Annotated in this window: 22 protein-coding genes; 2 read left to right on the forward strand and 20 right to left on the reverse strand. The window is 33.3% G+C overall.

The window, feature by feature from the left end; genetic code table 11:
• Positions 1-1701: 1701 nt before the first annotated feature.
• The 5 genes from FLEMA_RS0100065 to FLEMA_RS0100095 form a co-directional block, all read right to left on the reverse strand.
• Positions 1702-1947 carry a hypothetical protein gene (locus FLEMA_RS0100065; RefSeq protein WP_026993692.1) on the reverse strand — a complete coding sequence of 82 codons (246 nt, stop codon included), beginning with the start codon at positions 1945-1947 and terminating at the stop codon, positions 1702-1704.
• A gap of 216 nt (positions 1948-2163) precedes the next feature.
• Positions 2164-2487: a type IV secretory system conjugative DNA transfer family protein gene (locus tag FLEMA_RS0100070; RefSeq protein ID WP_144080017.1), complete on the reverse strand. Its 324-nt coding sequence runs from the start codon at positions 2485-2487 to the stop codon at positions 2164-2166.
• Positions 2488-2679: 192 nt separating this feature from the next.
• Entirely contained in the window at positions 2680-2886 is a 207-nt protein-coding gene (locus tag FLEMA_RS0100075) for a hypothetical protein (protein ID WP_026993694.1), read from the reverse strand.
• An 898-nt stretch (positions 2887-3784) separates the two neighbouring features.
• The gene (locus FLEMA_RS67000) at positions 3785-4072 is read right to left on the reverse strand and encodes a hypothetical protein (protein ID WP_044170292.1); all 288 of its coding nucleotides are present in this window, start codon (positions 4070-4072) and stop codon (positions 3785-3787) included.
• 21 nt (positions 4073-4093) lie between these two features.
• Complete coding sequence (locus FLEMA_RS0100095; protein WP_026993695.1) at positions 4094-4699, reverse strand: AAA family ATPase; 606 nt, start codon at positions 4697-4699, stop codon at positions 4094-4096.
• A 47-nt stretch (positions 4700-4746) separates the two neighbouring features.
• Between FLEMA_RS0100095 and FLEMA_RS76700 the strand changes: the two genes are divergently transcribed.
• Complete coding sequence (locus FLEMA_RS76700; protein ID WP_144080018.1) at positions 4747-4935, forward strand: hypothetical protein; 189 nt, start codon at positions 4747-4749, stop codon at positions 4933-4935.
• A gap of 271 nt (positions 4936-5206) precedes the next feature.
• Here the strand turns inward: FLEMA_RS76700 and FLEMA_RS0100110 are convergent, their stop codons facing one another.
• The gene (locus tag FLEMA_RS0100110) at positions 5207-6064 is read right to left on the reverse strand and encodes a DUF932 domain-containing protein (RefSeq protein WP_026993696.1); all 858 of its coding nucleotides are present in this window, start codon (positions 6062-6064) and stop codon (positions 5207-5209) included.
• A gap of 406 nt (positions 6065-6470) precedes the next feature.
• Positions 6471-7091 (reverse strand): hypothetical protein, encoded by a 621-nt coding sequence (locus FLEMA_RS0100120; RefSeq protein WP_026993697.1) that lies wholly within the window; start codon positions 7089-7091, stop codon positions 6471-6473.
• Between the two features lie 18 nt (positions 7092-7109).
• On the opposite strand from FLEMA_RS0100120, the gene FLEMA_RS0100125 reads away from it, so the two are divergent.
• The gene (locus tag FLEMA_RS0100125; RefSeq protein ID WP_026993698.1) at positions 7110-7802 is read left to right on the forward strand and encodes a hypothetical protein; all 693 of its coding nucleotides are present in this window, start codon (positions 7110-7112) and stop codon (positions 7800-7802) included.
• A gap of 1 nt (position 7803) precedes the next feature.
• On the opposite strand, the gene FLEMA_RS0100130 is transcribed toward FLEMA_RS0100125, so the two are convergent.
• From FLEMA_RS0100130 to FLEMA_RS0100200, 13 genes are all read right to left on the reverse strand, one after another.
• Entirely contained in the window at positions 7804-8679 is an 876-nt protein-coding gene (locus FLEMA_RS0100130) for a replication-relaxation family protein (RefSeq protein WP_026993699.1), read from the reverse strand.
• Positions 8680-8681: 2 nt separating this feature from the next.
• Positions 8682-10661, reverse strand: a complete 1980-nt coding sequence (locus tag FLEMA_RS0100135) for a type IV secretory system conjugative DNA transfer family protein (protein WP_026993700.1) — start codon at positions 10659-10661, stop codon at positions 8682-8684.
• Positions 10662-11795: 1134 nt separating this feature from the next.
• On the reverse strand, positions 11796-12074 hold the full coding sequence (locus tag FLEMA_RS76870; RefSeq protein ID WP_026993701.1) for a hypothetical protein: 279 nt from the start codon (positions 12072-12074) through the stop codon (positions 11796-11798).
• A gap of 710 nt (positions 12075-12784) precedes the next feature.
• Positions 12785-13453, reverse strand: a complete 669-nt coding sequence (locus tag FLEMA_RS0100155; RefSeq protein WP_026993703.1) for a recombinase family protein — start codon at positions 13451-13453, stop codon at positions 12785-12787.
• Positions 13454-13962: 509 nt separating this feature from the next.
• Positions 13963-14259 carry a hypothetical protein gene (locus FLEMA_RS0100160; RefSeq protein ID WP_026993704.1) on the reverse strand — a complete coding sequence of 99 codons (297 nt, stop codon included), beginning with the start codon at positions 14257-14259 and terminating at the stop codon, positions 13963-13965.
• A 188-nt stretch (positions 14260-14447) separates the two neighbouring features.
• A complete protein-coding gene (locus FLEMA_RS0100165) occupies positions 14448-16277 on the reverse strand; it encodes an AAA family ATPase (protein ID WP_026993705.1) in 1830 nt (609 codons plus the stop codon).
• Positions 16270-16779: an ABC-three component system middle component 2 gene (locus FLEMA_RS67015; RefSeq protein ID WP_044170296.1), complete on the reverse strand. Its 510-nt coding sequence runs from the start codon at positions 16777-16779 to the stop codon at positions 16270-16272. The genes FLEMA_RS0100165 and FLEMA_RS67015 overlap by 8 nt, the downstream gene beginning before the upstream one ends.
• Positions 16754-17812, reverse strand: coding sequence for an ABC-three component system protein (locus tag FLEMA_RS67020; RefSeq protein ID WP_044170298.1), 1059 nt, complete (start codon positions 17810-17812; stop codon positions 16754-16756). The genes FLEMA_RS67015 and FLEMA_RS67020 overlap by 26 nt, the downstream gene beginning before the upstream one ends.
• 29 nt (positions 17813-17841) lie before the next feature.
• Positions 17842-20571 carry a restriction endonuclease gene (locus tag FLEMA_RS0100180; RefSeq protein ID WP_026993706.1) on the reverse strand — a complete coding sequence of 910 codons (2730 nt, stop codon included), beginning with the start codon at positions 20569-20571 and terminating at the stop codon, positions 17842-17844.
• Between the two features lie 3 nt (positions 20572-20574).
• Positions 20575-22485 (reverse strand): site-specific DNA-methyltransferase, encoded by a 1911-nt coding sequence (locus tag FLEMA_RS0100185; RefSeq protein ID WP_026993707.1) that lies wholly within the window; start codon positions 22483-22485, stop codon positions 20575-20577.
• 138 nt (positions 22486-22623) lie between these two features.
• Positions 22624-23829, reverse strand: a complete 1206-nt coding sequence (locus FLEMA_RS75820; protein ID WP_052353885.1) for a hypothetical protein — start codon at positions 23827-23829, stop codon at positions 22624-22626.
• An 82-nt stretch (positions 23830-23911) separates the two neighbouring features.
• Positions 23912-24088: a hypothetical protein gene (locus FLEMA_RS77085; protein ID WP_218918508.1), complete on the reverse strand. Its 177-nt coding sequence runs from the start codon at positions 24086-24088 to the stop codon at positions 23912-23914.
• A 93-nt stretch (positions 24089-24181) separates the two neighbouring features.
• The coding region (locus FLEMA_RS0100200; protein ID WP_026993708.1) for a replication initiation protein at positions 24182-25628 on the reverse strand (1447 nt) is incomplete at its 5' end.

A 25628-nucleotide genomic window follows, 5' to 3' on the forward strand; every position in this document is an offset into this window, starting at 1 on the left:
ACAAGTGATAATCACATTTATTTTTATATGTGATAATTGTATAATCTTGTATAAAGTGTGATAATTGCACTTTATTACTTGCCAAATATGGATAAATGGGGACTATTATTTGATGGTAATGAGCTTTAAATGGCTGGTATATCTAACTTTTGTTAGTCTTTTTATATTTCGTATATTTTGTGATAATAGCTTACTTAAAAAGGGGAGTAAGTAGCTGTTTAAAGGTCAAACTGTGGATAAGTTTTATATTTCGTATATTTTGTGATAATTAGGTACATAAATTCGTATATTTTGTGATAATTAGGTACATAAATTCGTATATTTTGTGATAGTAATTCGTATATTTTGTGATAATTACTTTTTATATTTCGTATATTTTGTGATAATAAACGTATTATTTGTGATAATTACCCCTCTTAAACCGCTGAAAATAAAGCTTTTACGAAGGCTGAAAGTATTACATATTTGTTGTAAAAAAGTAACAACAACAATAACAGTTTTTGTCTGTTGTTGTTACTAAAAATAATAGTTTTAATTTTAAAAAGATTCTTCACGTTTTTTACCAAAAAATAGTTGGTTTGCAACTCTTCTTAAAAGGTTTTTTCTTTTCCTTTATCCCCCCTGTTCCGCCCGCCCCCCCTTAATGGTTTTTCATTTTTAGTATTTGGATTGTTTAAATACTGATAGAGTAGTAATAAAAAATGCCCCGAAACATGGCTTTGTTACTGGGGCGTTTTTGCTGTGAGCTTCATTTTTTGTTTTTTGTTAGATGGAGTGCATCACACGTTGTTTGCTGTGCTAATTACGCTAAACCCATAAAACTGTATTTATGGGTTTATGGGTCTTAGATTACTCATTCTGATTCATTCATTGTTTAGGTTTACAAAACTTCATTCAAAATCATTTCGTACCTTGTTGGCTATTCCAAAGAAAAAATAATGTTCTATGTTTTTAAATTGAAAATAGGGGTCGTTTTTTAATCTCTGTAAAACAGCTTTTAGTTCGTTTTCATTCTCGAAAGTGCAACAAACCCTTGTTGGTGCTTCTACATTGTACTTACTGGCTGACAATCCATGTTTTATGACGTAAATATGTTTTCTGAGTTGTTTAATGACTCTTTCTGTATTCTTTCAATTGTAGGTTTCAATGTGCATGATTTTTGTTTTTCACTCAATTTCATAGATTCCGATTCAATCAGGGTCGAGAAAATGACCATTACCAAAATCAATTCTTGTAACTGCGTGCATTGGTTGGCTTGAGTGCTTCTTGCGACTGCCTATAACATCAAAGTAGTTCTCGTATGTAATTAGCTGCATACTGTGGTCACACAACCATCTGTTAAAACTAATTTGTGTATTGATACTACTGAGCCTATGAAAATAATCACTTGTGAATAGGGTAGTGCTACTTTTTGGGTATCTAATATGGTCAAGATGAGAATTGGGCGTATTGGTTACTAAAAGATTTGCTCCTTTAGGAGTTAAGTAATGGGTTCTTTCAAGTAGTATTCAATACTTCAATGGTACATATTTTATATATCATGCGTTACGGAGTTTTTGCAAGTTCTCGTAAACCCTGTTTTTTACTCATACTTTCAGTTTTACGAATTGTGAAACCGTAAGAAACTTGTAAGTGGCAAGTTCTTTTAAAATCTTTCCCTGCATCCCTGTAATTATCAAGATACTGGCTCTATCGTTTTGTTTAGTATTCCATTTCATGGGTCAAGATGTCTTCGCTAAATCTAACGCCCAAATCGGGCTTTTCCTGTGGTGGCTCTCGGCTGAATGCTTGTTTTACGCTCTCATCTGTTGGGGGAGTGTCAAGCAATGATTCATAGGGGTTATTTTCTCTATAAATCATTTGCTCTAAAATAGTATTAATTGGTTTCTTTCTGTAATATTTATCCTTTTGCTTTTTTAATATGGCGTTTCGCTGTTCATCAGTCATGGAGTTTTTATTATCCAAGCTCTCGGTGGGACTATGTAATACAAATGGTTCTCATTCACCTATTTTGACCATGAATTGCCCAATTTGTAGCTTTTTTAATATTTCAAGCTCTGCGTCTGTTTCCCTACTGAGGATTGTATGAGACTTGTGAGAATTTGCACCAATAATTTTTATCTTGGTAGTTCATAAAATAGCGTCCTGTTCTTCTCAGTCCATTCATTGCCCTACAAATTGATTAGCGATTGTGAGGTACATTTTATATTTTCTTCCCTGTGTAAGAATCCTAATCATTGAGGGAGAAACAAAATCTTGGAACTCATCAATGTATAAGTAAACAGGCTTTCTTTCGTCTTTCTCAAGTCCTGCTCTTTGAAATGATATACTTTGAAGTAGTGAAATAATGATTTTTCCAATAAAGAGAGGTGCTTGGTCGCCTAAATTTCCTACTGCAAGATTGAATAGTATGAGCATATTTGAATCAATAGCATCTTTGAGATTGATTGTACTTTCACCAGTGACCATATTTGAGAATGAAGGCATATTTAAAAGCCTTTGGGTCTTGGTGTAGATTCAAGCCTTTGAGTCTTTGAATGATGCAATGTTTCACCAAACATCTCTAAAGAAACTCCTTGTAGCTGGGTTGGTGCTATTCCTTCAAGCCTCGATTAGTTGCTCCGCTTGAATATTGTCTTTTGTGGGGGTAATCATCGTTTGTAAGTCCCACAAACTGCTTCATTCTTTATCAAGTAACACACTTGTACAGTTATAGAGTATTGTTTGCATTTGACTTGTTAGGGGTTGTCCGAAAGAATCACAAATTTCCTCTAACGCTTTTGCAATTTGCTGATTAGTTAGGTCTATTTCTCTGTCTTTATTGGCGTTGTCATGAAGCTGAAAAGGGTTGATTACTGGCGTGTACTCGCCCTTGAATAAATCCAAGTCAATGTAAGTAAGTTTTCACTTCATTACCTGCTCGGTATTCTCTTTAAACTGTGCTATTTCTTTGGTAAAATCTCCGTTTGGGTCAATAACGATAATAGAACAGTCTTTTTTTAAATTTTGCCTCATATCTTGCAATATCATGGATTTCATCAGTTCACTTTTTCCACTTCATGGCGTTCCTGTTATTCGTGAGTGAATTCTAAACTGCTTAGGGACTGCTACTTTATGCCAATTATGAAATATTGAATATAGTTTTTTATTCTTCTTTCTCATAAATTCAAAGTAACTTTTCAAATCATCTTCTTTGTAATTCATAATGAATTGTTGTCTTGAAACTTCGTTTTTGATTCATGCAAGTCTGTATATCGGGTGACGTATTAGCAAATCATCAAGTGATTTACTATAACCTTCTTTATGGATTCATTGGGTATGAGTCCCTTTAAATATTTCTTGAAATTCGGAGAACTTAACAAATCTATATCTTATAAATAACCATTCAACCAATCAGCGAAACACCCAAAACCACTTCATTTTTTTATCATATTCGATATGCCATAAACTCATGAATTCATCTACTAACTGTGGAATATCACACAATCTTGTACTACCTAAAAATAAACTTTCGGGGGTGTGGGGGTCACACGTTTTAGTCAGCTTATACATTAATCTCACCATCTTCTCACCAATCGACATTCGTAAAAATAGAGGGTAAAACAAAAGGTATCGGGATACCTTTTTTTAATTAAACATTAGACTATCAATAAAAGGATAATTCCTTTTATGAAAATTCAATAGTATATGTATTCATGTTCTCCCATAAAACAATAAATACGGTTTCCCATAAACCCATAAACCCATATTCTATGTAGTCAATCATTTTATGTGAATACATAGCTTATTGACTTTTCTTTTCTCTCATGTACCCATGATTTTCAAGGTACTCTTCAAGTGCCTTTTCAAATACAGGTCTTAGCTTTAATTTGTTTTGAGCTGCATAAATTCTTACGTCATGTAATAACGTGCTTTCAATATCAACGGTCATTTTATCAACACTTACTTTCTCTTCAACAGGCTTTACAACGTTATCTTTTGTAGTTTGTAAGGGAGTCTTTGATGGTTGATTAATTAAGTTCTTCACCATGTCACTTGCTATGCCTTTGTGGTCTTTTTTCTCTTTTCCCATAGTTGTATTGTAATAATTAAATTAGTTATTCATCATAGTAATAATCTCTTTTGCAAGGCTTATAATCTCATCTTTTGCCTTTTCATCATCTGTTTCAAATACACCTCCTGAGATGGGGGAGCGTGTATAGCTTACTCTATCGCTTACCATCGCTTCCAACATTGGAAAATCGTATTGTTGCAATACCTCTTTCATATCTTCGGTTATACTGGTGCGACTTTTAACCATGTTTACCACGATACCACTTTTAAGATGTGGTCGTTGGCTCTGTGCCTTTTTTAATAGTTCAATTGTTGCACTAATTGCCATAATATCCAAGATGCTTGCTTTTGTTGGCACTAACACAAAATCAGAATAGCCGAAAAACTCAGGAAGTGCAGTAGTCAAATATGGGGGAGTATCAATAATTGCAATATCATATTTGCTTTTTGCTTGCTCCATTTCTTTAGGCTGTATCAAATCAATTCCTTGTTTAGCAAGAATATCTTTGAGTCCTGAGATACTACCTTGTGGGTCAATATCAATTACGGCTACTTTTGCACCTTGTGAAAAGCAATAAGCAAGATTCAAAGATAGGGTAGTCTTACCAACTCCTCCTTTTTGATGGGCTACTGTGATAATTTTCATCTGTATTGTTAATAATTAGATACTTGATTTATTGATAGTCTGCGGTTATGCTCGAAAAATTCAAGGGCTTGTTTCATTTCTTTACGATTCAATACCATCAAATAAGGTTTACGGTTGGATGGATGCACCAAACGACAATCAACTTTAAAGATTGTTCCGACTGGATATTTTGCCCTGAGCGTTTTAGAACACTCGACAAAACTACTTATTACGCTTTGCCCTTCGATTGGCTTTAAGCGAATTTTTGAACCAATCTTTACGGATTGGATATATACATCTAAAAAAATGTTCGGTCGTGTACTAATTGAGTCAAATAGTCCCATTTCTGAATGCTTTTTACAAAGATACATAAAACCCATAAACCCACAAAACAATATTCCCATAAATACAGGAATATGGTTTTATGGGTTTACATAGTATTTGCAAGTGCAAATTGTATCAAAAAAAAGAATCCATGCAGTTGCATACCTGGTGCAGCTACATGGATTGTGCGACTGAATACAGTCATTAATTTAATGCGAGTTCCTTTTGAATTACCTTTAAAACATTCCTATCAATTCTTTCTTTGGAGTCCATACCTAAGCCTATACGCTGGTCGTGGTTTAAGAAATAATTGAATCCATTGTAAAGCAACCATGCGTTTGGAGTGGTGCTTAATTCTTCGGCTTCCTGATAGACCTTGAGCGGTACTTCTTGAATAATCTTTTTTGGAAAAGCATCATGGTTTTTAAACTCCTTGAGCTTATCCATAATCTGCTCCATTTCCTTACTGGTTACTTGCCTTTCTGTGAGTTTGCGGAACTCCTGCAACTGCACATCAAGTGCATCTAAACGAGTTAGGATTGCATCTAAGTTGAAAAGAAAATCTTTGTCGTGCCGTTGGGCAATTTGCGTGTCTTTTTTCCATGCCATCATACCATTAGTACAAACCTGACGGTAAAACGATAATGCAATTGAGTGCTGTAAACTTCCATCATAAGAGTTTTGAACTTCAATCATTGCATTTAAAGCATCCTTATCAGCAACTTGTATGACCTTATCAGTCAAAATAAATTGAGCTGAAAATCTGCGGTCGTCTTCGTTGGTACATTGCACCCTAAACCCTGTTGAACCCAATATTGAATTGAGTTTATCATGGATAGGCATAATGAGCTGTTCGTTGGTTACTAACTGATACTTGCTACCTGCCATGTGTAAAACTTTGTTCATGGAGGGGCAGTAGATGGCAGAGCTGTATTGACTCGAAAATTGATAATCTGTGAGTATCTCACGGTTATCATCTAACTGTATTTGTTCTACTCCAAAAAGTAGATTTTCAAGGGATGCCGACCTCCCTTTGAGGGTTGCGTTTGATTCTTTACTCATGCGAATTTTATTTTTGTTTGGGTCGCATGAATAAGGTTTTGATTGAATAAATCAATATAAACCTTTGATAATATGGTGTTTATGTAATCCCATAAACCCATATTACTGTATTTATGGGTGTATTGATTTGCTAAATATGAAGAAACCAGTAAAATATTAAGGCAGATTTTTCACGAACCTTAAATTTTACTAAAATGAATCGGAGACTTAAAATTGCGTTCAAAACGCTAATTGTAATTGTTGTTTTATTTGTCTTGAATCTCATATTAAAAGATTCAATAGACAGAGAAATGTTATTACCAATTGGTGCTTTAATCATGGCAATATTTCTTCTTATAGAGAAGAAATTATTACCTTAATTAAGAAAGCCCCTTGAATTTCTTGGGGCTTAATGCTTTAATATTTATTAAAGTGCTGAATTTTCAGACTCTATTTCTTTAATTTCGTTGACCAGTGATTTGTATTTTTCAAAGGCTGATTTTGCTTTCTCGAACTCAGTGATAGTTTGATTTGTGTACCAAAATTGGTCAGTTGTTTTTTCTGTGGAAGAATAGTTGAGAAAATCGTCTCCGCTACTCTCGGAGGTATATTTTATACATAGACCTTTACTACTCTTACAACTAAAAATAGTCTTTTGCTCAGCTTTATTATAACTTAAATAAACATCAAATAGGTAATATTGGTATTTACCTTGTTGAACAAAGTTTAATGAATCCACTTTGAAACTATTAAAAAAATATCTAATTTCTTGATATGTAGATACTAAATCATGTTTTTTTTGAATATATGATTTACGTTTTTCTTCTTCAACTTTTTGTAATTCTAAAGATTCTTGTACTTTTTTTTGTGCTTCAATTTGGGCTTGCTCTCTTTGAGATTTTAAGTTATTCTCAGCTTCGACTCTTTCCATTTCTTCATATTCGCTTTGTGCCTGATAGTCTTGATACTTAGAATACAAAATAGACAGAATTAAAAAAATTGCAATACCAATAATGGTTGCACGGTTTTTTTCTATAAATTCGCTCATAAATAAATTTTTGAAGAAATGGGAATATTCATAGTTTTTGGTCTTATAGCTTTAATTGTAGCTATATATTTTAGTGACAAATTTAGCGAATCTTCTTCTATTGCGGAAGAAAATCGTTATCAAAGTCAAAGAAGAAGAATTCTTGATGAGAGAAGTGACCAAGAATATTATGACGAAAAACCGTTTAAAGAAGCAAATCGCTTATTAGATATAAAATTAAGAGAGCATCAAATCAGAGAAGCTCAGAGGGAAAGAGAGTTTAGGGAAAGAGAAGCTGAGAGGGAAAGAGAGTTTAGGGAGAGTCAAACAATGATACAACTTAGATTAGATATGTTAAGAATACAAAAAGAAAGAGAAACTATCTCAAATGAGTTTCAACTTGAAAAATATAAAGCAGATAGAAAGTACGAACATAAAGATAAAAAACTTGATGTCAAGCGTTATAAAATTGATGCGAAAGTTGCTATAAAAGGTCTTGAATCTATAAATTTCAGAATAGCTCAGTATGCCACAATAGCAACAACAAAAAGCGATTTCTACGAAAAAGCTATTTTAGGGAGACTTGAAACTCTAAAAACTAATGCAGAAATCGACTTAAACAGACTTAAAACATTGGACTCCATGGAAGCAGAAAAAAGAAAAAATAGAATTTTAAATGATATTGATAACAATTTGAATTCTATTCATAATGATTTGAATGATGCTTGGTAGCTCATAATTCTTTCAAATCACATAAAACCCCTTTCATATTCTGCCAATTAAAGCCAAAATCTTTGTCCTTAATTTCGGTGACAACCTTGAAAAAAAATGCTTTCTGATTCCACTCAGGGGCAAAATATGGGTCTTGATTCATTTTTTTTAAGACTAATTTTAATAAGTTCTCTGTTTCAATTACACATAAAACACGTGGGTTTTTGGTGTAGTTGTACTCTTGTTTGTAGTGGTCAGTAACTACGCCTTTTCCGATTGCATCAGCGATTGTTTTTAGTTGTTCAACTACCCGTTTGGTATCTTTCCCATTTGATACTTCACAAATCATTAATTGCCGTTTTGTTGGGGTATCATACATGAAAATTGCATCAGGTTCAATAAAGTATCGTTCCGTAATATTAATTTTTGTAATACTCTTGAGTGGTTGGCTGTCATTGCCTTTCATACTTCCGTTTTTATGAAAATATGAGTGAAAGAATAAACTTTTAAATCCATTCTGTTCTATCCACTTCTCAAATGAAATTTGAACGTTTACGGTATAAATTCGGTGCTGGTAGTCATTTCTAAATTCTACTCCAATACTTTTTGGGTAATGGACTTGTTCTATATCTAATCCCTGCGTATGCTCAACTAAGAATTTAGCCCCTTTGAGTGTCAAATAATACATATTTTCGGCTCTTCCTTCTCCTTTTTTATATACTCCTCCATACTGCGATACTCCGACTAATTCAAGCGGTTCTTGTCGTAATATCAAAAGTGACTTTTGAACATAGTCTTTATGTGCTGTTCCTAAACTTGCAATTTGACTAATTGTCAGAAACTTATATCGTGCTAATTGACGTAAAATATTTTCTTGGGTAGCAGTAATCTGTATCATAATCAGAAATCGTATTGGGGTGAATCGTGGGGGCTTTTCCCTTTGTTTCTATCCTTGTAATCTGTTTTTGTATTGGTTTGTTGTGGTGCTTTTTGTGCTTGCTGTGATGTTTGTTTTTGTGCCTGTTTAACTTCTTTGACCTGTTGCTCTACCATTACTTCATCTTCTACCTTCATTTCAGCTTTACGCTTTTTTACAAGCTCTTTTATCAAATCACGCTCGAACTCTTTTTGGACTTGCTCTTGGATTAATCGCTCACGCTCCTGCTCTGGCGTTTCCTTATTTCTGTTAATAGTATCAATGAGCTGTCTTTCAAATGCTATTTTCTCTTGAGTAGCTTTGTCTAATGGTTCATAATATTTTAGTATTTGTTCCCTTTTTACTTGCTCCCATTGGCTCAAACTCATCTGATTACTATTATCAATTAGTCGATTATCACCTTTAATCTCAAACGCTGCTCCTGAGCCAATTTTTACAAAATAATGATATTGTTTTAAATCTGCTAATGTAGTAGTAGGGATATTAAACTGTTCACTCATTTTACTCCAATTCTCGTGAGTGCTTCTTGCCATAACTTTAAGATTGGTGTTCCCCATGACGATGTTTAAAAACTCTCCGTCCATTTTCTGCCCAACCAATTGCTGGGCAACGGTCAAAAATAGCTTATACGCTCGTGCTTCTGTTAAAACTGTTTCAATACTTTTTGTTGTATAGTTTTGGAACTCATCAATAAAAAGATGTGTCTTTGTTCGTTGGTTTTGGGGTAAATCACTTCTCTGCTGTGCAATGAGTTGAATCATTGTTGTAACCAATTTACCAAAGTAACTTGCTGTCTTCTCTCCCATTTGTCCTTTTTGGAGTGAAAATATAATTACCTTTTTTTGGTCGATTAGTTCTTTCAGCTTCACGGTACTTTTACCTGTTGTTAGGCTTCTAAATATTGAGGAACTTAAAAGTGAATCTATACGGTACATAATACCATTTTTACTGCTTTGAAACTCTCCACCTTTTTCAGATTTGTATTGACTCTCAAAAAGCCTTCGGTGAATGAAATTATTATTTTGTACTCCAAGTTGTATTAAATCATCGTTTAATCTATCAATCACAAAGCGTGAAATATCAATCAAATCCATGTTTTTATGTCGCATTAATGTATTGATACAAGCATCTAAAATGCGTATCATCTGTAATGAAAAACCGCCCTCAATTTCATTGAGAATATTTTGTAAAGTTCCGCCTATTTCTTCGGTCGCTCTATCAATAAACTGCTCCTGTCTGTCCGATGGTACATTATGAAGCTCCAAAGGGTTTATTATGGGTGAATATCCAACAAATGCAGTTGGATTTAAATATACTAATCTATCACGTCCTGCTGGCGTTGAAAACTCTTTAAATCTTGCTACCTGCTCCGCTAAATCTCCTTTGGGGTCAATTACAACAACTGCGGAGTCATTTTTTTGGATAGCTTCCCAAATCATTTTTTTCATTATTTCACTCTTACCACTTCCTGCACTTCCCACTATGTAAGTGTGTTTTTCTCTATCGCTTGTTGATATTTTAGGTACAAAAGGTCTGTCCATAAAGAACTCTGAAAGCTCCTTTTTATACTGTTGCATGAGTCTAAAATATCCGTTACGGCTATGTTCGTACCTATTGATAAATCTTGAATGCTCTATTGAATTTGTAATACCTAATAATGTAAAAATAGGTTTTCCTTCGTATTTTTCATTGGTTTCAAATAATGCTTCAAATTCTGAATAAGTAACAAACCGTTTGAGTGCTAAAAGTCTTTTCTCTGATTCATCAGTTAAATTATATTGATAGGCAATTTCGGAGTAATGACTTGTCCAATATCTCATAAAAATATCGGTTGCCTGTGTGCTGTCACAAAGGCGAGTTAATCCCAATTCAAATGAATCTCCACCCTGATTAATATTGAATAATCTGTTTATCTCTTGCTTAGCTCTTTCAACTGGACTCATCTGTTTATATATCTTTTTATATATCCTTTTTTATATCTGTTAATAAAGATTATATTTCGCAAATAATATGCTAAATATCAGTAGTTTATGGTGTATTTCAAAATTCAAATCTCTATAAATAATATTTATAGACGTGAAGAATTGAAAGGAATTCTTTTTTTGGTTTTAAGTAAAAACCCCGCTTTTGACGGGGCTAAAAGGATATGGTTTATTTATGAAGTAAATTATAATATCTGACTGATAATTATATTTTCAACAACTATTACGTTAGCGTTATCTAATGATTATTGCTGATTGTAATTGATTGTTTGAATAATAAGAATTAATACAGTTACGACATTTAAAATATAGCTTCCCAAAATAAAACGGCTATCACTTTTTTGCTGTCCGAACAAAGCGGAGTAATTACACGGTTTAAAAAATTCATCCCTTTCAATTCTTCACGTCTTAGAAAATTTCCAATTGATACTTTCAAGTTCTTTCAATCAAAAATACTTTCGTTCTGAGTAATCGCCTGAAACATAGCCATAACATAATCCTGTTTTCTCGTTATATTCAGTTACATATCGAGACCAACAAGTTGTTGGGTCGTTGAACTTACAAATAATAAGAGGGTTTCGTTTACCTGCCTGTGGTCACACTTTCTTGAACATAGATAAAAGACTTGCATTTAATAGTCTCATTAGTAGTATTAAGATGTAAATAAATAGCGTTAAGGTAGCGAAAATCCAAACCGCCCTTAAATTTACGAAAAAACGTCAAACTGAAAATTGTTTGATGTTTTTTGGTTGAAGTTGAGCTATGTGTCGTGAGTTCTAATTATTGAAATATAAAAAACGCAAACAGGCAGTTGCGTTTTTGTTTTTTTGTAATTTTGAGTGCTTTACTTCTTAAAATTACAAATGATTAAAACAGTTGATGAATTACTTAACGTACTTATTTTGTTGTTCCTTTTGGTACAATTTGCAAATGCAATAAGACCTAAGAACTGAAAAAAGTAATACGATAATTCACATGAAAATCAAGTAAAAGAGACAGGCAGGAAACCACGTAAATGCGTGGTTTTTCTTTTTTGAGGGTGGGGCAAAATTAGTCTTGAAAGTATTGTAGCTTTAAATATGATTCTCTTGTAAATTAAAAGGGGGCTTGTACCTCCCCTTTTAGGTAGTTACAAACCCATTCTTTTAAGCTCTGAAAAGCGACACGGTTTAAAGTGTGCATCTCTTTCAATTCCAATTCTAAGAGGTCACTTATAAGATTCAAGTTCATCCAAACTAAAAGTTCATCGTTCGGCTTCGATTCATTGGACGTATCAAAAAAATATCCTGTTCTCTTCATCGTATTCAGTAGCAAACCGTGTTCGCTGGGAACAAGGGTCAAAATACTTGGAAACAATGATAGGGTCGGAAACATCTGATTGGTCTCAGATTTTACGAAACTGACTTAGAATGTCCTGAGTCAAAAATTTGTGTTTTCTCATAATAAGAAAAAAAGAAAAATAAAAAACGGCACAAAACCGCAATACTAATATAGTGCATAAATATATTAGCTGTTTGGTTCTGAGCCGTTTTTTATTTTCTAACGGGGGCGGACGAGCGAAATTTAGTCTATGTGATTACATAAAAAAAGGGCTTGCACCCTTTTGACAGCTACAAGCACCCTTTCATTTCTTTTTCTAAAAACTCAAAAACGATTTTCATCCATGTAATTTCTTTTCAATAAGGTCATCTTTTAATCAACTTACCTTTGGTTATTCGGGTGACGTAATAATTTAATGGGATTCGTCACTTTGGATAGTCGGGAGTAAAAACCAGATAATCATCAGGATAATACAAAAAACTAAACACAATAGTCTCGTTTTCTTCATCAAATGTATGACCAACACTTGAATAATGCTCAATGGCAACTTGTTTAAGAAATTGAGAAATTTTCTGCGAAATCATTTTAAATAGAAAAAAATAAAAAGCCCTAATTGGGCTTTTAAATTTAGAAATAAATATCATAATATGCTAAAATTACCCATTCCCATAAACCCATATTCCTGTATTTATGGGAATATGGAGTATATGATTTGTGGTTATCTCATACCTGCACCTGAGTAATTTATGCAGCCGCATAGCCGACTAAACTACACGTCTTGATAGTCTGCTTACTGAGATTGGATTAAACTGCTTTCCCTGACTGGTCTTGAATCCATGTTGGTTGAGTTCGTCCGCTATTGCTTGTAGCGTTTTCTTTTCTTTCTTGCATTTTTCTATCAATGCGGTAGCTACTCTATTATGAGTATTTGCCCTCGCTTTGGCTTTGATAGCTTCAACTCCTTTCAATCTTGCTTCTTGTGTGAGGTGTTCGGGCTTTCCAAGTACTGCTCCCTGAGCTTTCTTTGCTTGCAATGCTACTTTTGTTCTAATACTGATTATTTCCCTTTCTCTTTGTGCTAATCCTGCAAAGATTGAAAGAGTGAGAGCATCGGTTGTTGGTAGGTCGCAACTTTTGAAATTGTCGCCTAACCTTTTTTGAATTTTAAAAATATGCTCCACATCACGGCTTAATCTATCGAGTTTTGCAACTACAAGAATGTAATTATTTTTCATGCAGTCGTTGATAGCTTGTTGGAGCTTCGGGCGGTTCTCAATATTTTTTCCGCTTTCCGACTCAAGATATTCTTTTACTATTTCAGCTCCTTCAATTTTTGCGTAGTGTTCAATGATTGCCCTTTGAGCTTGTAACCCAAGCCCTGAGCGTTCTTGTCCTTTGGTGCTGACTCTGAGGTATGCAATGTATTGTTTCATGTGTTGCTTGTGATTACATAAATTTGAGTATATCATAAAGTTATAACCATCAAAAATAGTAAATCAATGTATTATTTCATAATCATAAACGACCGTCTATGATTTGATAAAAATATAAACATAATCTTTTTTGGTTGACATATTTAAAAAAAATACTTGCAAATAATTTAGTTTCCGTTATACTAATATTAAGTTCAATCCCATAATTGAACTTGTTGGATATTTCTATCATTAATAGGCAAGAAATAAAAGCCCATTAAAAACCCCTACTCTTAATAGGGGTTTTTGTTTACCTGTTGAATCTGTCTAATCTTTCGATTAATACAAGAACCAAAAGGAGTTGGATAATTTCATTCATCTTAACCATAGGCTTTACGAAATAAAAAGCCCATCACCCAAATGATGGGCTTTGTTATGATAGATATATGTATATAGGTTTCAAGTCTGCTTTCGTAAAAACCTACCCTAATAATTTAGGTAGGTTTGTGTAGTCGCATGAACCATGCAATCTAATACTCATGTGCAAATAATAAGGTGCAATAGTTATCTTCTGCATCATGGTCTCTGCTCTCAATCATAGCTTTGTCGAGCTGGTCGATGAAAAATAACTTTCGTCCTTTTTCATCGGTATAGACTTGTAAATAATCAATACTGCCCTGCTCTTCAACAAATTTTAGTACATCATAGTAAATACCTATGATTTCTACTTTTGTAAGCTCTTTACCAACTTCTGCCGTAACAATAAACCGCCCTCCAAATTGGTAATTGCCTTGATTTTCTTGTGGTTTTCTTTTCCATTCTGCCATAACGTGAATTTTTATTTTTGTGAAAAAGCATCATAAAAATTCACAAATGAATGTCAAGACCTAACCAACTTTAAATAAATTCAAAAGGACAACCAAAACGGCTGTCCTCTCTCAGTTCAAACTTGAACCACGTACCAACAAAAATTTGGGCAAAATCCTGATAAGGATTTTATAGATGATTGCAAGTTTTAATAACTATTTTTGGTTGGGATTGGAATAAAACCAAATCTTCCCTTACCCTCTATCCCTGTAAATATTATGTGATTTATCTTTGTTTCTATATCTGAAGGAGGCGGACTATTCTCTATTATTATTATCTGTTTACAAGAGGAAATGTTTGCACAATACCTATAAAAATTCATAGCAATATCAGGAGAAATGCCTTCATCGTTTTCGTCAGGGTCTGGTTTAGAGTATGTGACTAATGGAGAATCAATTATTGGAACACCAAGGTAATATCCTCGGGTTAAGGAATATTCAGCAAGCGACAAAACAAATGCAGCATAACTAATAGCCCTCTTCCCTTTTCCTGATAGATTTCTTTCCTTTCCTCCTAAAACAAAATCAAGAGTCTTATCATTATCACTAAATGACACTTTCCCTAAATTATCATACTTGCAAGCCTCTAATATATCTTGGATTCTATCACTTATAGGTTGCATTAATGCAGTTGAAAGATTACTAAATGAGTTTGTTTTTTTTGTTATGCTACTTGAAATTGTTTCTTTCAGCACATTCAATTGATTGATATTATCGTATTGAATTTTACCTCTGTATAGTAGGTTCTTCTCTTCATTTAGAGTAGTTAATTTTTCAAAGCATTTGATTAATTTAAGGTTAACATCATTTTCAATTTTAAGTTCAACCGTCTTTAAATCTACTGTCAAAGAATTATAAATCTCCATTAAATCCTTTTTTTCCGTCTCAAGTAAGACTGTGGATTTATTTAATTCTTCTATTAAAGATTCTATTTTAATCACCTCTTTTTCACAAGAGCGTACTATATTAAGAACTTCATTTTCTTCTACCTCTCTTTCAATTTTATTATTACAAAGTGGACACAATTGACTGTCAGTACAATCGTGAAGTAAAAAACCCGCTTCAATCGTTGATGTTAATCTTTGAATATCGGTATTATAATATTGATATAGTAATGATGAACGAGTTAAAATTTCATCATAACTCTCTATCTTATTATAAATTTCAAAAAGCTCTTTTGAATAAACCTTTCTTTGCTTATCAAGAATGGTAAATTCCCCAAGGAGAGAGTCTTGTTCTATTTTTAATTGTTCTATTTGCTTATTTTTACTCTCTATTTCTTGTTCAATCTCCGAAAAAGTAATGTTAGTTTTAAAGTCTTCGATAATCTCATCTAATAGCTCTAATTTTCCTTTTCTTGAAGCAATAACCTCTTTATCCAAAGAAGCTATTAAACTACTATCGTCTTTACCTGTAACAATAAACTTTGTAACATTTACTTCTGCTGTTTTTTGGGTTTGACCATTATGAATGATGGGAGATTTTGTAGTAGTTACTTGATTTTCACTTACCAGCATTAAATGACAAATATCCCTATATGATAGAGTTCTTACCTTTCCGTCATTATTTATTCTAATCTTTTTATCCCATAAATTATTAAGTTGTAGAAAAAAAGCAGAAATCGTTTTTGTGCTGTTAGCGTTGTGCTTGTGAGCCAAGATTTCACCTTTAACAGAATTAATTAGCTCATAATTAGATTGGTATAAATTAAAATCACCGCCTTTTATAGCCCTCTCTAAAGTATAAAATTTTTCTTCTGCCTTTATCTCTAAAAAGATTTTTTCATAATTGTTAGCTTCCGTAATTAATCTATTTAATTTTTCTCCTCCCATCATAAAGTCTAAACATTCGTAAACAAATGTTTTGCCAGTATCAGTTGGACCAGTAATAACATTAAGACCTTGTTTAAACACTATCAATGCTTGTTCAACATTAAGACCTTGTAAAACCAACTTTGTGATTATAAATCCTTTACTCATTATCGTGAATTAGGTTTAAAGTAAAATTTTTACTCATATCTACCATATATTTTTTCATAAGTAAATCCAATTCACTTGAACTCAAATTAGTAAACTTATCAATAACCCATTTTGCTCTTATATTTAGGTCTATAAAGTATTGTTCGCTTAAACTTTCAATGAATGGGACAGCATTTTCTCCCGCTTCAAACTCTATACCAGTATCTTGAAAAATTCTCTTAATTAATCCTTTCTTCTCAAAAAGGCTTAGGCTTTTATCAATTATAGCTCTACGAATAAACAGCTCACCTTTTCTGCTTGGAACTGCTGGGTGTAAGCTTTTCATCGTACTATCTATGTCTCCTGTATGTACCGTCAAATAATCTAAATATACAAGTGTTTGCAAATCATATGATTTAGGATACCCAGCAGTAATAATAGCAAGAACCCTTAACCCTGTCTCAATACTATTATTAAAAGGCTGTATATTCTCCTCGTTATATTTTCCAGTTAATTTTTCCATTATTTGAAAGTTGATGACAAATACCTATTCTGTCTTGTGGTTTACTAACTTCACACAAAGGATTTGATGTTATAATTATTTGTTGAGACCTATCTTCAACCGATTTTACTTTTTTAAATCCATCATCATAATTTTCATCCAAAGTATTACTTATTCCATTATATATATCTTCTTGGAAATCTTCAAAGGTGTCTTGGGGCAAACTATCTCTATATAAAACTCTAAGTTGCTCTGCAAAATGAAAACCCAACCTTGCTTTTGTGAAATGGTTTTCAAATTTATCTGTTAAGTCTTCTAATTTGTTAATATTTACAATTCCAGTTGAATTATAAGCATCAAAGAGATTGTTTACATATACGATTTCATTCTGTTGTATTTCAGATGATACAATACTTTCCTTTATTAATTTAGGTCTTTCAGGCAATCTCCCACCAAAAGTTATTAGATGATTGTGGTGAGCAGAATGTTCTTCAATTACTTTTTTTCTTTGAACTTTACTAAATATTGAAAAATCAAATGACTCAAAGTAATCCAGTAGCTCACCCGTCAACTCTACTGTATTAACTTTTGTAATGTGTTCTTCACATTTAGATTTCCACTGTTTCTTTACTTCTTCTTTTAACTTGCGAGGGTCATTTAAAAGATTAGATAAGCTCGTGCCACAATCTTTAGGTGCAACAAAATAATATTTTTGAGGAACTGGGTATTTTTTCAGATATGAAAAATAAATAATTTTACCGAATTCAATTATTACATCTGATGGGGTTAAACTATTACCATAATGTTTACACTGATAACAATCCCACTTATAATTAGTATTAATTTGTGGGTCTTCTCTATAAGCAACAACATCACGACCCATATCTCCTGCTCCCCCAAGTCTTTCAATACTAAAATATTCTTTTTTCTTTAGGTCAAGCCATTCTTCAATGAATGTTTCCCACTCAGAAGCCGAGAATACTTCAATCATTTTGATTGGAGGAATCGCTCTACCAAAAGTAACCCTTGATGGACTTGTATAATTTTCAGTCATATAAAACTATATTCTAAAACAAAATATTTTTATAAATCCCCTAAACTACCAACTACTTTATACTGTACTTCTTCATTTGAAAACTCAGCAAAGTGTTTTTCTCCACACTTAATTTTCATTCTCTCGCTCTCCCTGAGCAACGCTTTGTCTTTGGCTGCTTTCGGGTCTTTGGTTTCGGCTACAAAATACACTTTCTTTTGTTCTCCATCTTCTTGCTTTATCAATGCCCAATCGGGGTTATAGTTTCCAATAGGTGTTTTGACCAAAAACCATGAAGGCAATTTAATATAAAATAATACATCATCCCTGGTCTCGCATTCCTGGGCAAAAGTTCTCTCAGGTGTTGATAATGAATCAATCAAAACATAGTTATAAAGTGTCTTTTCTTGATTCTTTACCGTAATCATATTTTCAATATATGATTCGATTTCTTCACTTTCAAACAATGTCATTTCGTAGCTCTGCCCTGCAATTCTTTCATATTTGATACCATTTACTTTAAGCTTATCAAACTCTGATTTAATGGCTTTTACGACTAAATCCATGAATACCTGCGGATTATTGAAAATCTCATTGATACGTCCAGAATTCAAAATAATTTGTGATACAGTGTTTCTTGTAAGTTCTGTTTTTGACTGGATATAACCCACAAAATCAGGTATTTCAAATTTAATATCTGATACTGCTCGCTCTTTTGAGCTTTTCACATCACCCCCAACCTCAAGCAAATTACCGTCCTTATCTCTCAAAAACTTAGTTTCTGTTTTAATACGCTGTATCTGAGGTTTTGGCACGGTTGGCATTTGCTTTACTGCTTCGCTTGCCGTATCAACGAGGTCTTGGGTTTTATAATCAACCTTGTACTCTGTTTTATGCTTGATACGATTCCATAAATCCAAAAAGTGTTGGTCTAATTCCCAATTCTTTTTCAATTCTATCTTTTGGCGGTTACGTGCGTTTTTAATTCTGCCCTCAAACTTAACTCCACAATCATTTTCAATTTCTTTCTGTAATGCTTTGGCAAAATCTTCATAGCTTTCATTGGCTATTACAGTAAGTTTATTTACTCCCCTGTCGGTGTTTCTCTCTCCAGACTGATTGACACACAAACGTAAACCACGCCCGATTTCTTGGCGTTTTTTAATCTCTGACCTTGTTTCGTTTAGCGTACAAATTTGAAAAACGTTTGGGTTATCCCATCCCTCTCTCAAGGCTGAGTGACTGAAAATAAAACGTAATGGGGTTGCCATGTCCAAAAGTCTTTCTTTGTCCTTCATAATCAAGCTGTATGCTTCATCATCGGCTTTAGTTGAGCGACCTTCTGAGCTATCTTTGAACTTACCTTTATCTTGGGAGAAATAACCATCGTGCATCTGAGCAACGTCATACGAGTACAAGTCTTTATATCTTGGGCTTTTGAGTGCTTCCGTCAAAAGCTCCTCAAACCATATTGCAAACTGTCCCTTCTGAGCTGTACCATCAGGCGAATACACACGATAATTGGCAACCTTATCAAGAAATAAAACTGAAAGGACTTTGATACCTTTAGCGTTCAATTCTTTTTCCTTCTTCAAATGGTTGTCGATGGTTGCCCTTATCATTTCCTTTTGAATCTCAGTATTCATCCCCCCCTGTGGTTTGCCTTTATACAATGCTGTACCACTCGAAAACTCAATATATTCCTCTTCTGAGTCAATGTAATTGATAATATAGCCTTCTTTGTAAGATTCTACCCTATTGGATAGCTGATACAAATTATCACCAGTTTTTGCCGTTACTGACTTTTTAACTACTCCATTACTTTCATTTTTGAGTATAGTTAAAACGGCTGACGTTGAACTTTTAGCAAGCTTGAAATTATCTAAACTTACAAATGCTCCTGCGTTATCATTTTGTGCAATTACAGAATCAACCTCAATTTGCTTTACCAAACCTAAATCATACGCTTTTACTGGGTCAAGCTTGTAAATTAGGTTATACAAGTTTGTATGAGTTGCTGAATAACGCAACGTAAATAATGGGTTCAAGTTCGCAATGGCTCTCTTCCTTATATCGGTTTCCATGTTCTGCGGTTCGTCCACTATTACGATTGGGCTTGTTCCCTGTAAATGCTCAATCGGTCTTACTCCCCTCTCTCTTACTTGGTTGATTACGTTTGCATCTTTAGTGAAACTATCAATATTGATTACCATAATTTGAATCGTATTACTACGAGCAAAATTTGATAAACTGACTAATTTCTTGGAGTCGTACACCTCGAAGCTGGCAGGGGTATTTTCGTATAAATCTTGAAAATGCTCAAAAGTAATTTCAAGATTTTTGATTGCACCCTCACGGATAGCGACCGATGGCACAACGATTACAAATTTCTTGAAACCATAGACTTTATTAAGTTCGTAGATGGTACGCAAATACACGTAAGTTTTACCTGTCCCTGTTTCCATCTCGATTGAGAAGTTACCAAAACTTGGTCGTACTATATCGCCTTTATCATCTTTGAAACCAATTTTTTCCAACTCGCTTGACGGCTCAACCTCATTTTGAACCTGTACTTTTTGAATATTAGCAAGTATTTGCTCAGGTGTAACGGTCAATCTATTACCTACGCCTGTTTCTGTAAATTGCAAGCTTCCTTTATTTTCATCTGCAAGTGTAAATTCAAAATCTGTGGTGTTTAGGTCTTGCCCTTCCAAAATATCAATAACCGATTGAATGGCATCTAATTGATATTGTTGGTTTTTCTCAAATTGTATTTTCATAGCTTAGATGGTCTTAAATGAAATACCGTTGTCCTCAAATTTGAGCTGTGCATTGGTCTTTACGTTGTCGTTATTATGAAATAAGCTATCTAAACAAATGATATTCTTTGGCTTTAATGCTAATACTGCGGTCTGTACTTCATCGGTGTATGAATCTAATACAAAAGCCAATTTTTTGTTTGCTGTATAATAGATTTTTGCACCATCTTGTAAAGTAATACTCTCTATTTTCTCAGTCAATGGTACACCATTTTTAATGAGTAACTCCCAAAGGATATTCTCACTTTGTGTATTTTCCTTTTGTGGCGTAGTAAACAATTGCATTTGTTTTATCAAATCCTCTTCATTTTCTACCACATCACCACGCCAAATTTTGAAGTTTGAGCTTGCAAGGGTGTACTTTCTGAATCCTAAATTTTTATGCTTTTCAAGTTCAAGTTTTCCGTTTCGACTATCTTTTATCTTATCAATTATTTTCTTAATTCTTTTCTGTGTTACCTGAGAAATTGTTTTATAATTTGCTTTAAATGCTTCACTTTTTTCATCTGTTAATTCGGGCAATTGAACACAAATATATTTTCTATTTCCACCGTCTTCTTCATTGAGTTCCATTACTGCTTGAGCAGTTGTTCCAGAACCAGCAAAAAAATCAACAACTATATCATTATTTTTTGTTGTTATCTGCAAACAATGCTTAATTAAGTTAGTAGGCTTAGGGTATGAAAATATATTTTCATCAAAAACACTTTTGATTTCCTTTGTACCATCACCAGTCATTGCAACTTTAATCAAAAGACTATCGGGAATTTTGCCATAAGTAAGCATATTTCCATTACTATCCATTATAATTTCTTCTTTAGTTTCAAAGAGATATTGTTTATATAGAACATCCCATTTACCACTTGTATTTTTTTCAAATACTATCCTTCCTGTCTCAACCCTCCAGCTAAATCTTTTTTCATCGCAACGCCAGCGGTGCTTTTTACCATCTAATACTGTTCCATCAGGACAAACAATATCATAGTGTAATCCTGGGCGGTCTCCAATGCTAAAGTCATTAAGGTTTCTTAAATAGTGCTTTCCTCTTTCCTTTTCATATTCATCTGATAAATTGTAAGATTTCAACATTTCTTTAGTCGGGGGCAATTTATAAAGATTGCAATTTTCTTTATTTTTTGCGTACAGTAAAACATATTCATGTGAGACTGCGACATATTTATTATCATTTTGAGTTCCTGCTCCTTTCTGCCATATAAAGCCAACAATGAAATTTTCTTCTCCAAAAATTTCATCCATTAATATTTTCAAATTAGCTTGCTCGTTATCATCTATTGAAACAAATATTACTCCATCATCTTTGAGTAAATTCCTTGCTAAAAATAGACGTGGTAGCATCATATTAAGCCAATTACTATGAAACTGTCCATTCTCTTTGTTATTCTTGCGAAACAAGCCTTGTTTCATCATAAAACCATCATCATCTTTATCTCCAATACGTTTGAGATATTCTTCTTTGGTCTCGCTAAACTTATCAGGATAAATAAATGAATCGTTCCCTGTATTGTATGGTGGGTCTATATAAATCATTTTGACCTTACCATAATATGACTTTTGAAGGACTTTTAAAACTTCCAAGTTTTCCCCCTCGATAAAGATATTTTCAGCATTATCCCAATCAATCGACTGGTCAGGATTTGGTATGAGTGTAGCCGTTGATGGGCTTTGTAGAACTTTATACGCTTCACTTTTCCCTGCCCATGATAAGCCGTAACGCTCTGCATCAGTCGTGAAAGAATCACCCAAAATCGTCTGAAGACGTGATATATCAATCTTATCTTCAGTAAACGCTTGCGGTACTATTTCCTTGAGCTTTTGAATGAGGTCTTGCGTAATGTTTAATGATGCTCCGTCCATTGGGTATATTTTGAATAAATATTGTACTATATGTTTATTTCACTTAAAAATCAATCCTTTATTCGTGCGAAGCACGAATTTTTTATGTATCTACATAAAACCCTCAATCCCATAAACCCATATTCCTGTATTTATGGGTTATTTTTCAAAATGAAATAAGATAATTTCACATTTGATTTGTTTGTGTGGGTCTTGGGGTAATTTAAAGATACAGCTCACTGAGCGGTCTGTCTCCCCTTTTTTTACTATAAAATTTTCATGTTTTGAAACAATACTTTTCACCGTATCCACAACCTTTACTATACTTTCATTTTTAACAAAAAATAAAATTGATGTCTTAGAATCTTGCCATGTCAGGTAGCTTAAAAGTTGTGATATTGTATCAAAAAATACTTTTTCTCCTTTCCAAATCTTGCACTCACCTACAAATAAATTTGAACCATCTGTATTTTTTAAAAGAATATCTGTCTTACCACCTCTATTAAATGTTTCCCCTGTTGCCGTTCCATTTTCAAATCTAAGTTCCAATTGTAGCAAAAATAAATCCCTTATAGCTTCCTCTCCTTTTCCTGCATACAATGATGGTTTCTTTTCCATTGATGCCCCTGTTTGGTGCAAACAAGAAATGATATTGTTATATGTTACATCATCAATTACTGGATTAGTTACGTAGCTTCTTTTTTCAGCATTTGGTTTTTCAATCGTCTTTTTCTTTGTAATTACAGGGACAGCATACGTTTTATTATCAGAATTAATCTGAGTTACATTTATTGCCTTGAAAAACTCATTTTCGCTCAAATAATGAGCTTTAATTTGTGAAAATATTTGTGAGATTTTGGGTAGAATTTCACGGTTATATGATTCAATATCTTTGTTCAAATAATCAATAGCATTTTTCAAATTACTATAATTCCACTCACTTTCTTTATTAAATTCCTTCGGGTCTTTGTTTTGAATAGTAAAAATATATGTTAGAGTATTACCGCTAACTGTTATATCGGGAGTTCCAGATAAGGAAAATGTTGTTGCTCTGATATACCATAAATCCGAGTTTCCATTAAATTGGAAAGATATTTTGCACTCTAAATAATACTTATTATATCTAAATCTTTCACTCTCATTCCAGTCTTTATGCTCTTTTTGTATAGGAGGGTGTATTATTTTAGTAGCTTCTATTATTTCCAATGGTTCTAATGAGTACCTATCAAATAGGTAACTTTTATAATCATCTTCATTAACGTTAAGTATGTAATCTTTTGACTGTTTTTTTATTTCATTAGCCATACTATCCATTCTCTCACGAGAATAGCTAAACCAGTCTTTAAAATCTCTACGACCGTACATAAATTATTATTTAACAATTAAAATGCTTATATTCTAAACCCATAAATACAGTTTCCCGTATTTATGGGTTTCTTAAATCTACTCACAATGTATGTAGGGTTTCGCTTAGTTCCTCAATTCTTTGAGTATATTTTTTACTAATCTCAAAGGTCGCTTGCATAGCTTCCTTTTTGGTAATCTTGTTTTCGCTAACCTGTAAATTAAGGTTTTGTTTCTCTTGAGTATGTTGTTCTTTCAATTCCAATAATTCTACTTTCAATTGCTGTACTCTCCCCTGCTCCTGCTCAAATAGTGGGCGAACCTTATTGATAAATTCACTTTGTATCTCGCTTGGCTCTTGCTTGGGTGCTTTTCAATCCCGATACCCCAATACTTGCAACTCTCCCTTTATTACTTTAATTCTTGTGTCAAACTGGTCTAATAAAGCCTTATACTCTGGGAACATCTCTTGCAAAATAGCTCCTCGCAATCCTCTAATACTATCTCGCTGTAAGTTCTCCTCTATGGTCTTCTTATGGTCGTAAAATTGATTTCCTTGAATCTTTGTAATGATTGTATCGTACAATGATGGGTTTTGGCTGAAAATACTTGTTTCAAGCTCTTTTGTTGCAACTTCTAAGTCTGACCGTACTTGTTGTAATTCTGCTTTCTTAATTTCAACTTGTCCGCTTGTTTCTTGTTGTTTCTTGGTGGCTTTCTTGGCTTTAGTTTTCTTCTCTTCAAACTTATCAAATAAGTTTGGAGTATGTACCATTGTATTGAGAAATCCACCAATATTTCCAACCTTATTTCCTGCACCAATATAATTAATCGTATAAGTAATTGCGTTTTCAATCTGCTCCACTGGGACTTCCTTCACCCATTTTTTGACTTGTAACTTTGAGACGTACTTATTTACCTTCTCAAATATTTGCTCAACAATTGGGTCTTCCTCCTTAGTTTTTGCCTTTTCTTTAGACGTATTTGGTGTGTTGGGGGCTTCACTGCCATTCGCTCCTATATCGGGCTTTATTCGCTGATTTTTCTTATTCTCATAGATGTAGAATGTGATTGCATAAACCCTTTTTTTCTCGGCTTCTTCATCAAATTCAAAATAAATATCGGTATGCTCACGCAAGTCTTTTTGAGCTTTTTTGATGATTCTATCCTTGAAATGACCATATAAAACATACTCATCGGGTTCAATTGAAAGTAGCATCTTCAACTCATCAATCCCAAATCTTCTTTTCCCGATTTTTTGGTATTGCTTGAGTAGCTCAAACAATCTGATAGAATAGATACTTGTAAGGCTCAAGATATTTCTAATATCATAAACCAAATATCTTTGCTTTAATTCAATCAGAAATGGTTTGAGCGATGGATGAAAACTGAGTTTGATATAATTGTCTTTACTGTTTTCTTTTGGTCTTGCAGTAGATACCACCAAGTAAGTATCTAAAATTTCAACCTCTCCTTCGGGGGTTGTTCTCTCAATTTGAACCTTCTTTGATAAAAGTTTCTCACTTGCCTTTTTGATTTCCTCATAAACAAGCCCTCCCCTGTTCAAATCAAATTCTCTCACAATGTCGCCCACATTGATTTTATATTCAGCAAAATCAGTATCAGAATATTTAATCATGGTAAGCATATATGCGAACACCCTTGTTTCCCAAATATCAAACTTATATCTTGCTTCTACAAACTCATTAGCCTTTCTAATCAGCTTTATATCAGAGTCAGTTGCTGGTAATTGTTTTTTTCTCGGCATAGCATCATTGTTAGAGAATACTATCACAAATATAATTATCACAAATTTTATT

Source organism: Flectobacillus major DSM 103 (assembly GCF_000427405.1).
GTDB lineage: Bacteria > Bacteroidota > Bacteroidia > Cytophagales > Spirosomataceae > Flectobacillus > Flectobacillus major.

Coding starts and splice junctions, on each gene's coding strand:
- FLEMA_RS67000 (WP_044170292.1), bottom strand. CDS start 4,072: ATGGGAAAAGAGAAAAAAGACCACAAAGGCATAGCAAGTGACATGGTG.
- FLEMA_RS67015 (WP_044170296.1), bottom strand. CDS start 16,779: ATGGAAAAATTAACTGGAAAATATAACGAGGAGAATATACAGCCTTTT.
- FLEMA_RS0100125 (WP_026993698.1), top strand. CDS start 7,110: ATGGGAATATTCATAGTTTTTGGTCTTATAGCTTTAATTGTAGCTATA.
- FLEMA_RS0100120 (WP_026993697.1), bottom strand. CDS start 7,091: ATGAGCGAATTTATAGAAAAAAACCGTGCAACCATTATTGGTATTGCA.
- FLEMA_RS76700 (WP_144080018.1), top strand. CDS start 4,747: ATGCTCGAAAAATTCAAGGGCTTGTTTCATTTCTTTACGATTCAATAC.
- FLEMA_RS0100070 (WP_144080017.1), bottom strand. CDS start 2,487: ATGCCTTCATTCTCAAATATGGTCACTGGTGAAAGTACAATCAATCTC.
- FLEMA_RS0100185 (WP_026993707.1), bottom strand. CDS start 22,485: ATGGACGGAGCATCATTAAACATTACGCAAGACCTCATTCAAAAGCTC.
- FLEMA_RS0100160 (WP_026993704.1), bottom strand. CDS start 14,259: ATGGCAGAATGGAAAAGAAAACCACAAGAAAATCAAGGCAATTACCAA.
- FLEMA_RS0100130 (WP_026993699.1), bottom strand. CDS start 8,679: ATGATACAGATTACTGCTACCCAAGAAAATATTTTACGTCAATTAGCA.
- FLEMA_RS67020 (WP_044170298.1), bottom strand. CDS start 17,812: ATGACTGAAAATTATACAAGTCCATCAAGGGTTACTTTTGGTAGAGCG.
- FLEMA_RS0100135 (WP_026993700.1), bottom strand. CDS start 10,661: ATGAGTCCAGTTGAAAGAGCTAAGCAAGAGATAAACAGATTATTCAAT.
- FLEMA_RS0100065 (WP_026993692.1), bottom strand. CDS start 1,947: ATGACTGATGAACAGCGAAACGCCATATTAAAAAAGCAAAAGGATAAA.
- FLEMA_RS0100180 (WP_026993706.1), bottom strand. CDS start 20,571: ATGAAAATACAATTTGAGAAAAACCAACAATATCAATTAGATGCCATT.
- FLEMA_RS0100095 (WP_026993695.1), bottom strand. CDS start 4,699: ATGAAAATTATCACAGTAGCCCATCAAAAAGGAGGAGTTGGTAAGACT.
- FLEMA_RS0100110 (WP_026993696.1), bottom strand. CDS start 6,064: ATGAGTAAAGAATCAAACGCAACCCTCAAAGGGAGGTCGGCATCCCTT.
- FLEMA_RS75820 (WP_052353885.1), bottom strand. CDS start 23,829: ATGTACGGTCGTAGAGATTTTAAAGACTGGTTTAGCTATTCTCGTGAG.
- FLEMA_RS0100155 (WP_026993703.1), bottom strand. CDS start 13,453: ATGAAACAATACATTGCATACCTCAGAGTCAGCACCAAAGGACAAGAA.
- FLEMA_RS76870 (WP_026993701.1), bottom strand. CDS start 12,074: ATGTTTCCGACCCTATCATTGTTTCCAAGTATTTTGACCCTTGTTCCC.
- FLEMA_RS0100165 (WP_026993705.1), bottom strand. CDS start 16,277: ATGAGTAAAGGATTTATAATCACAAAGTTGGTTTTACAAGGTCTTAAT.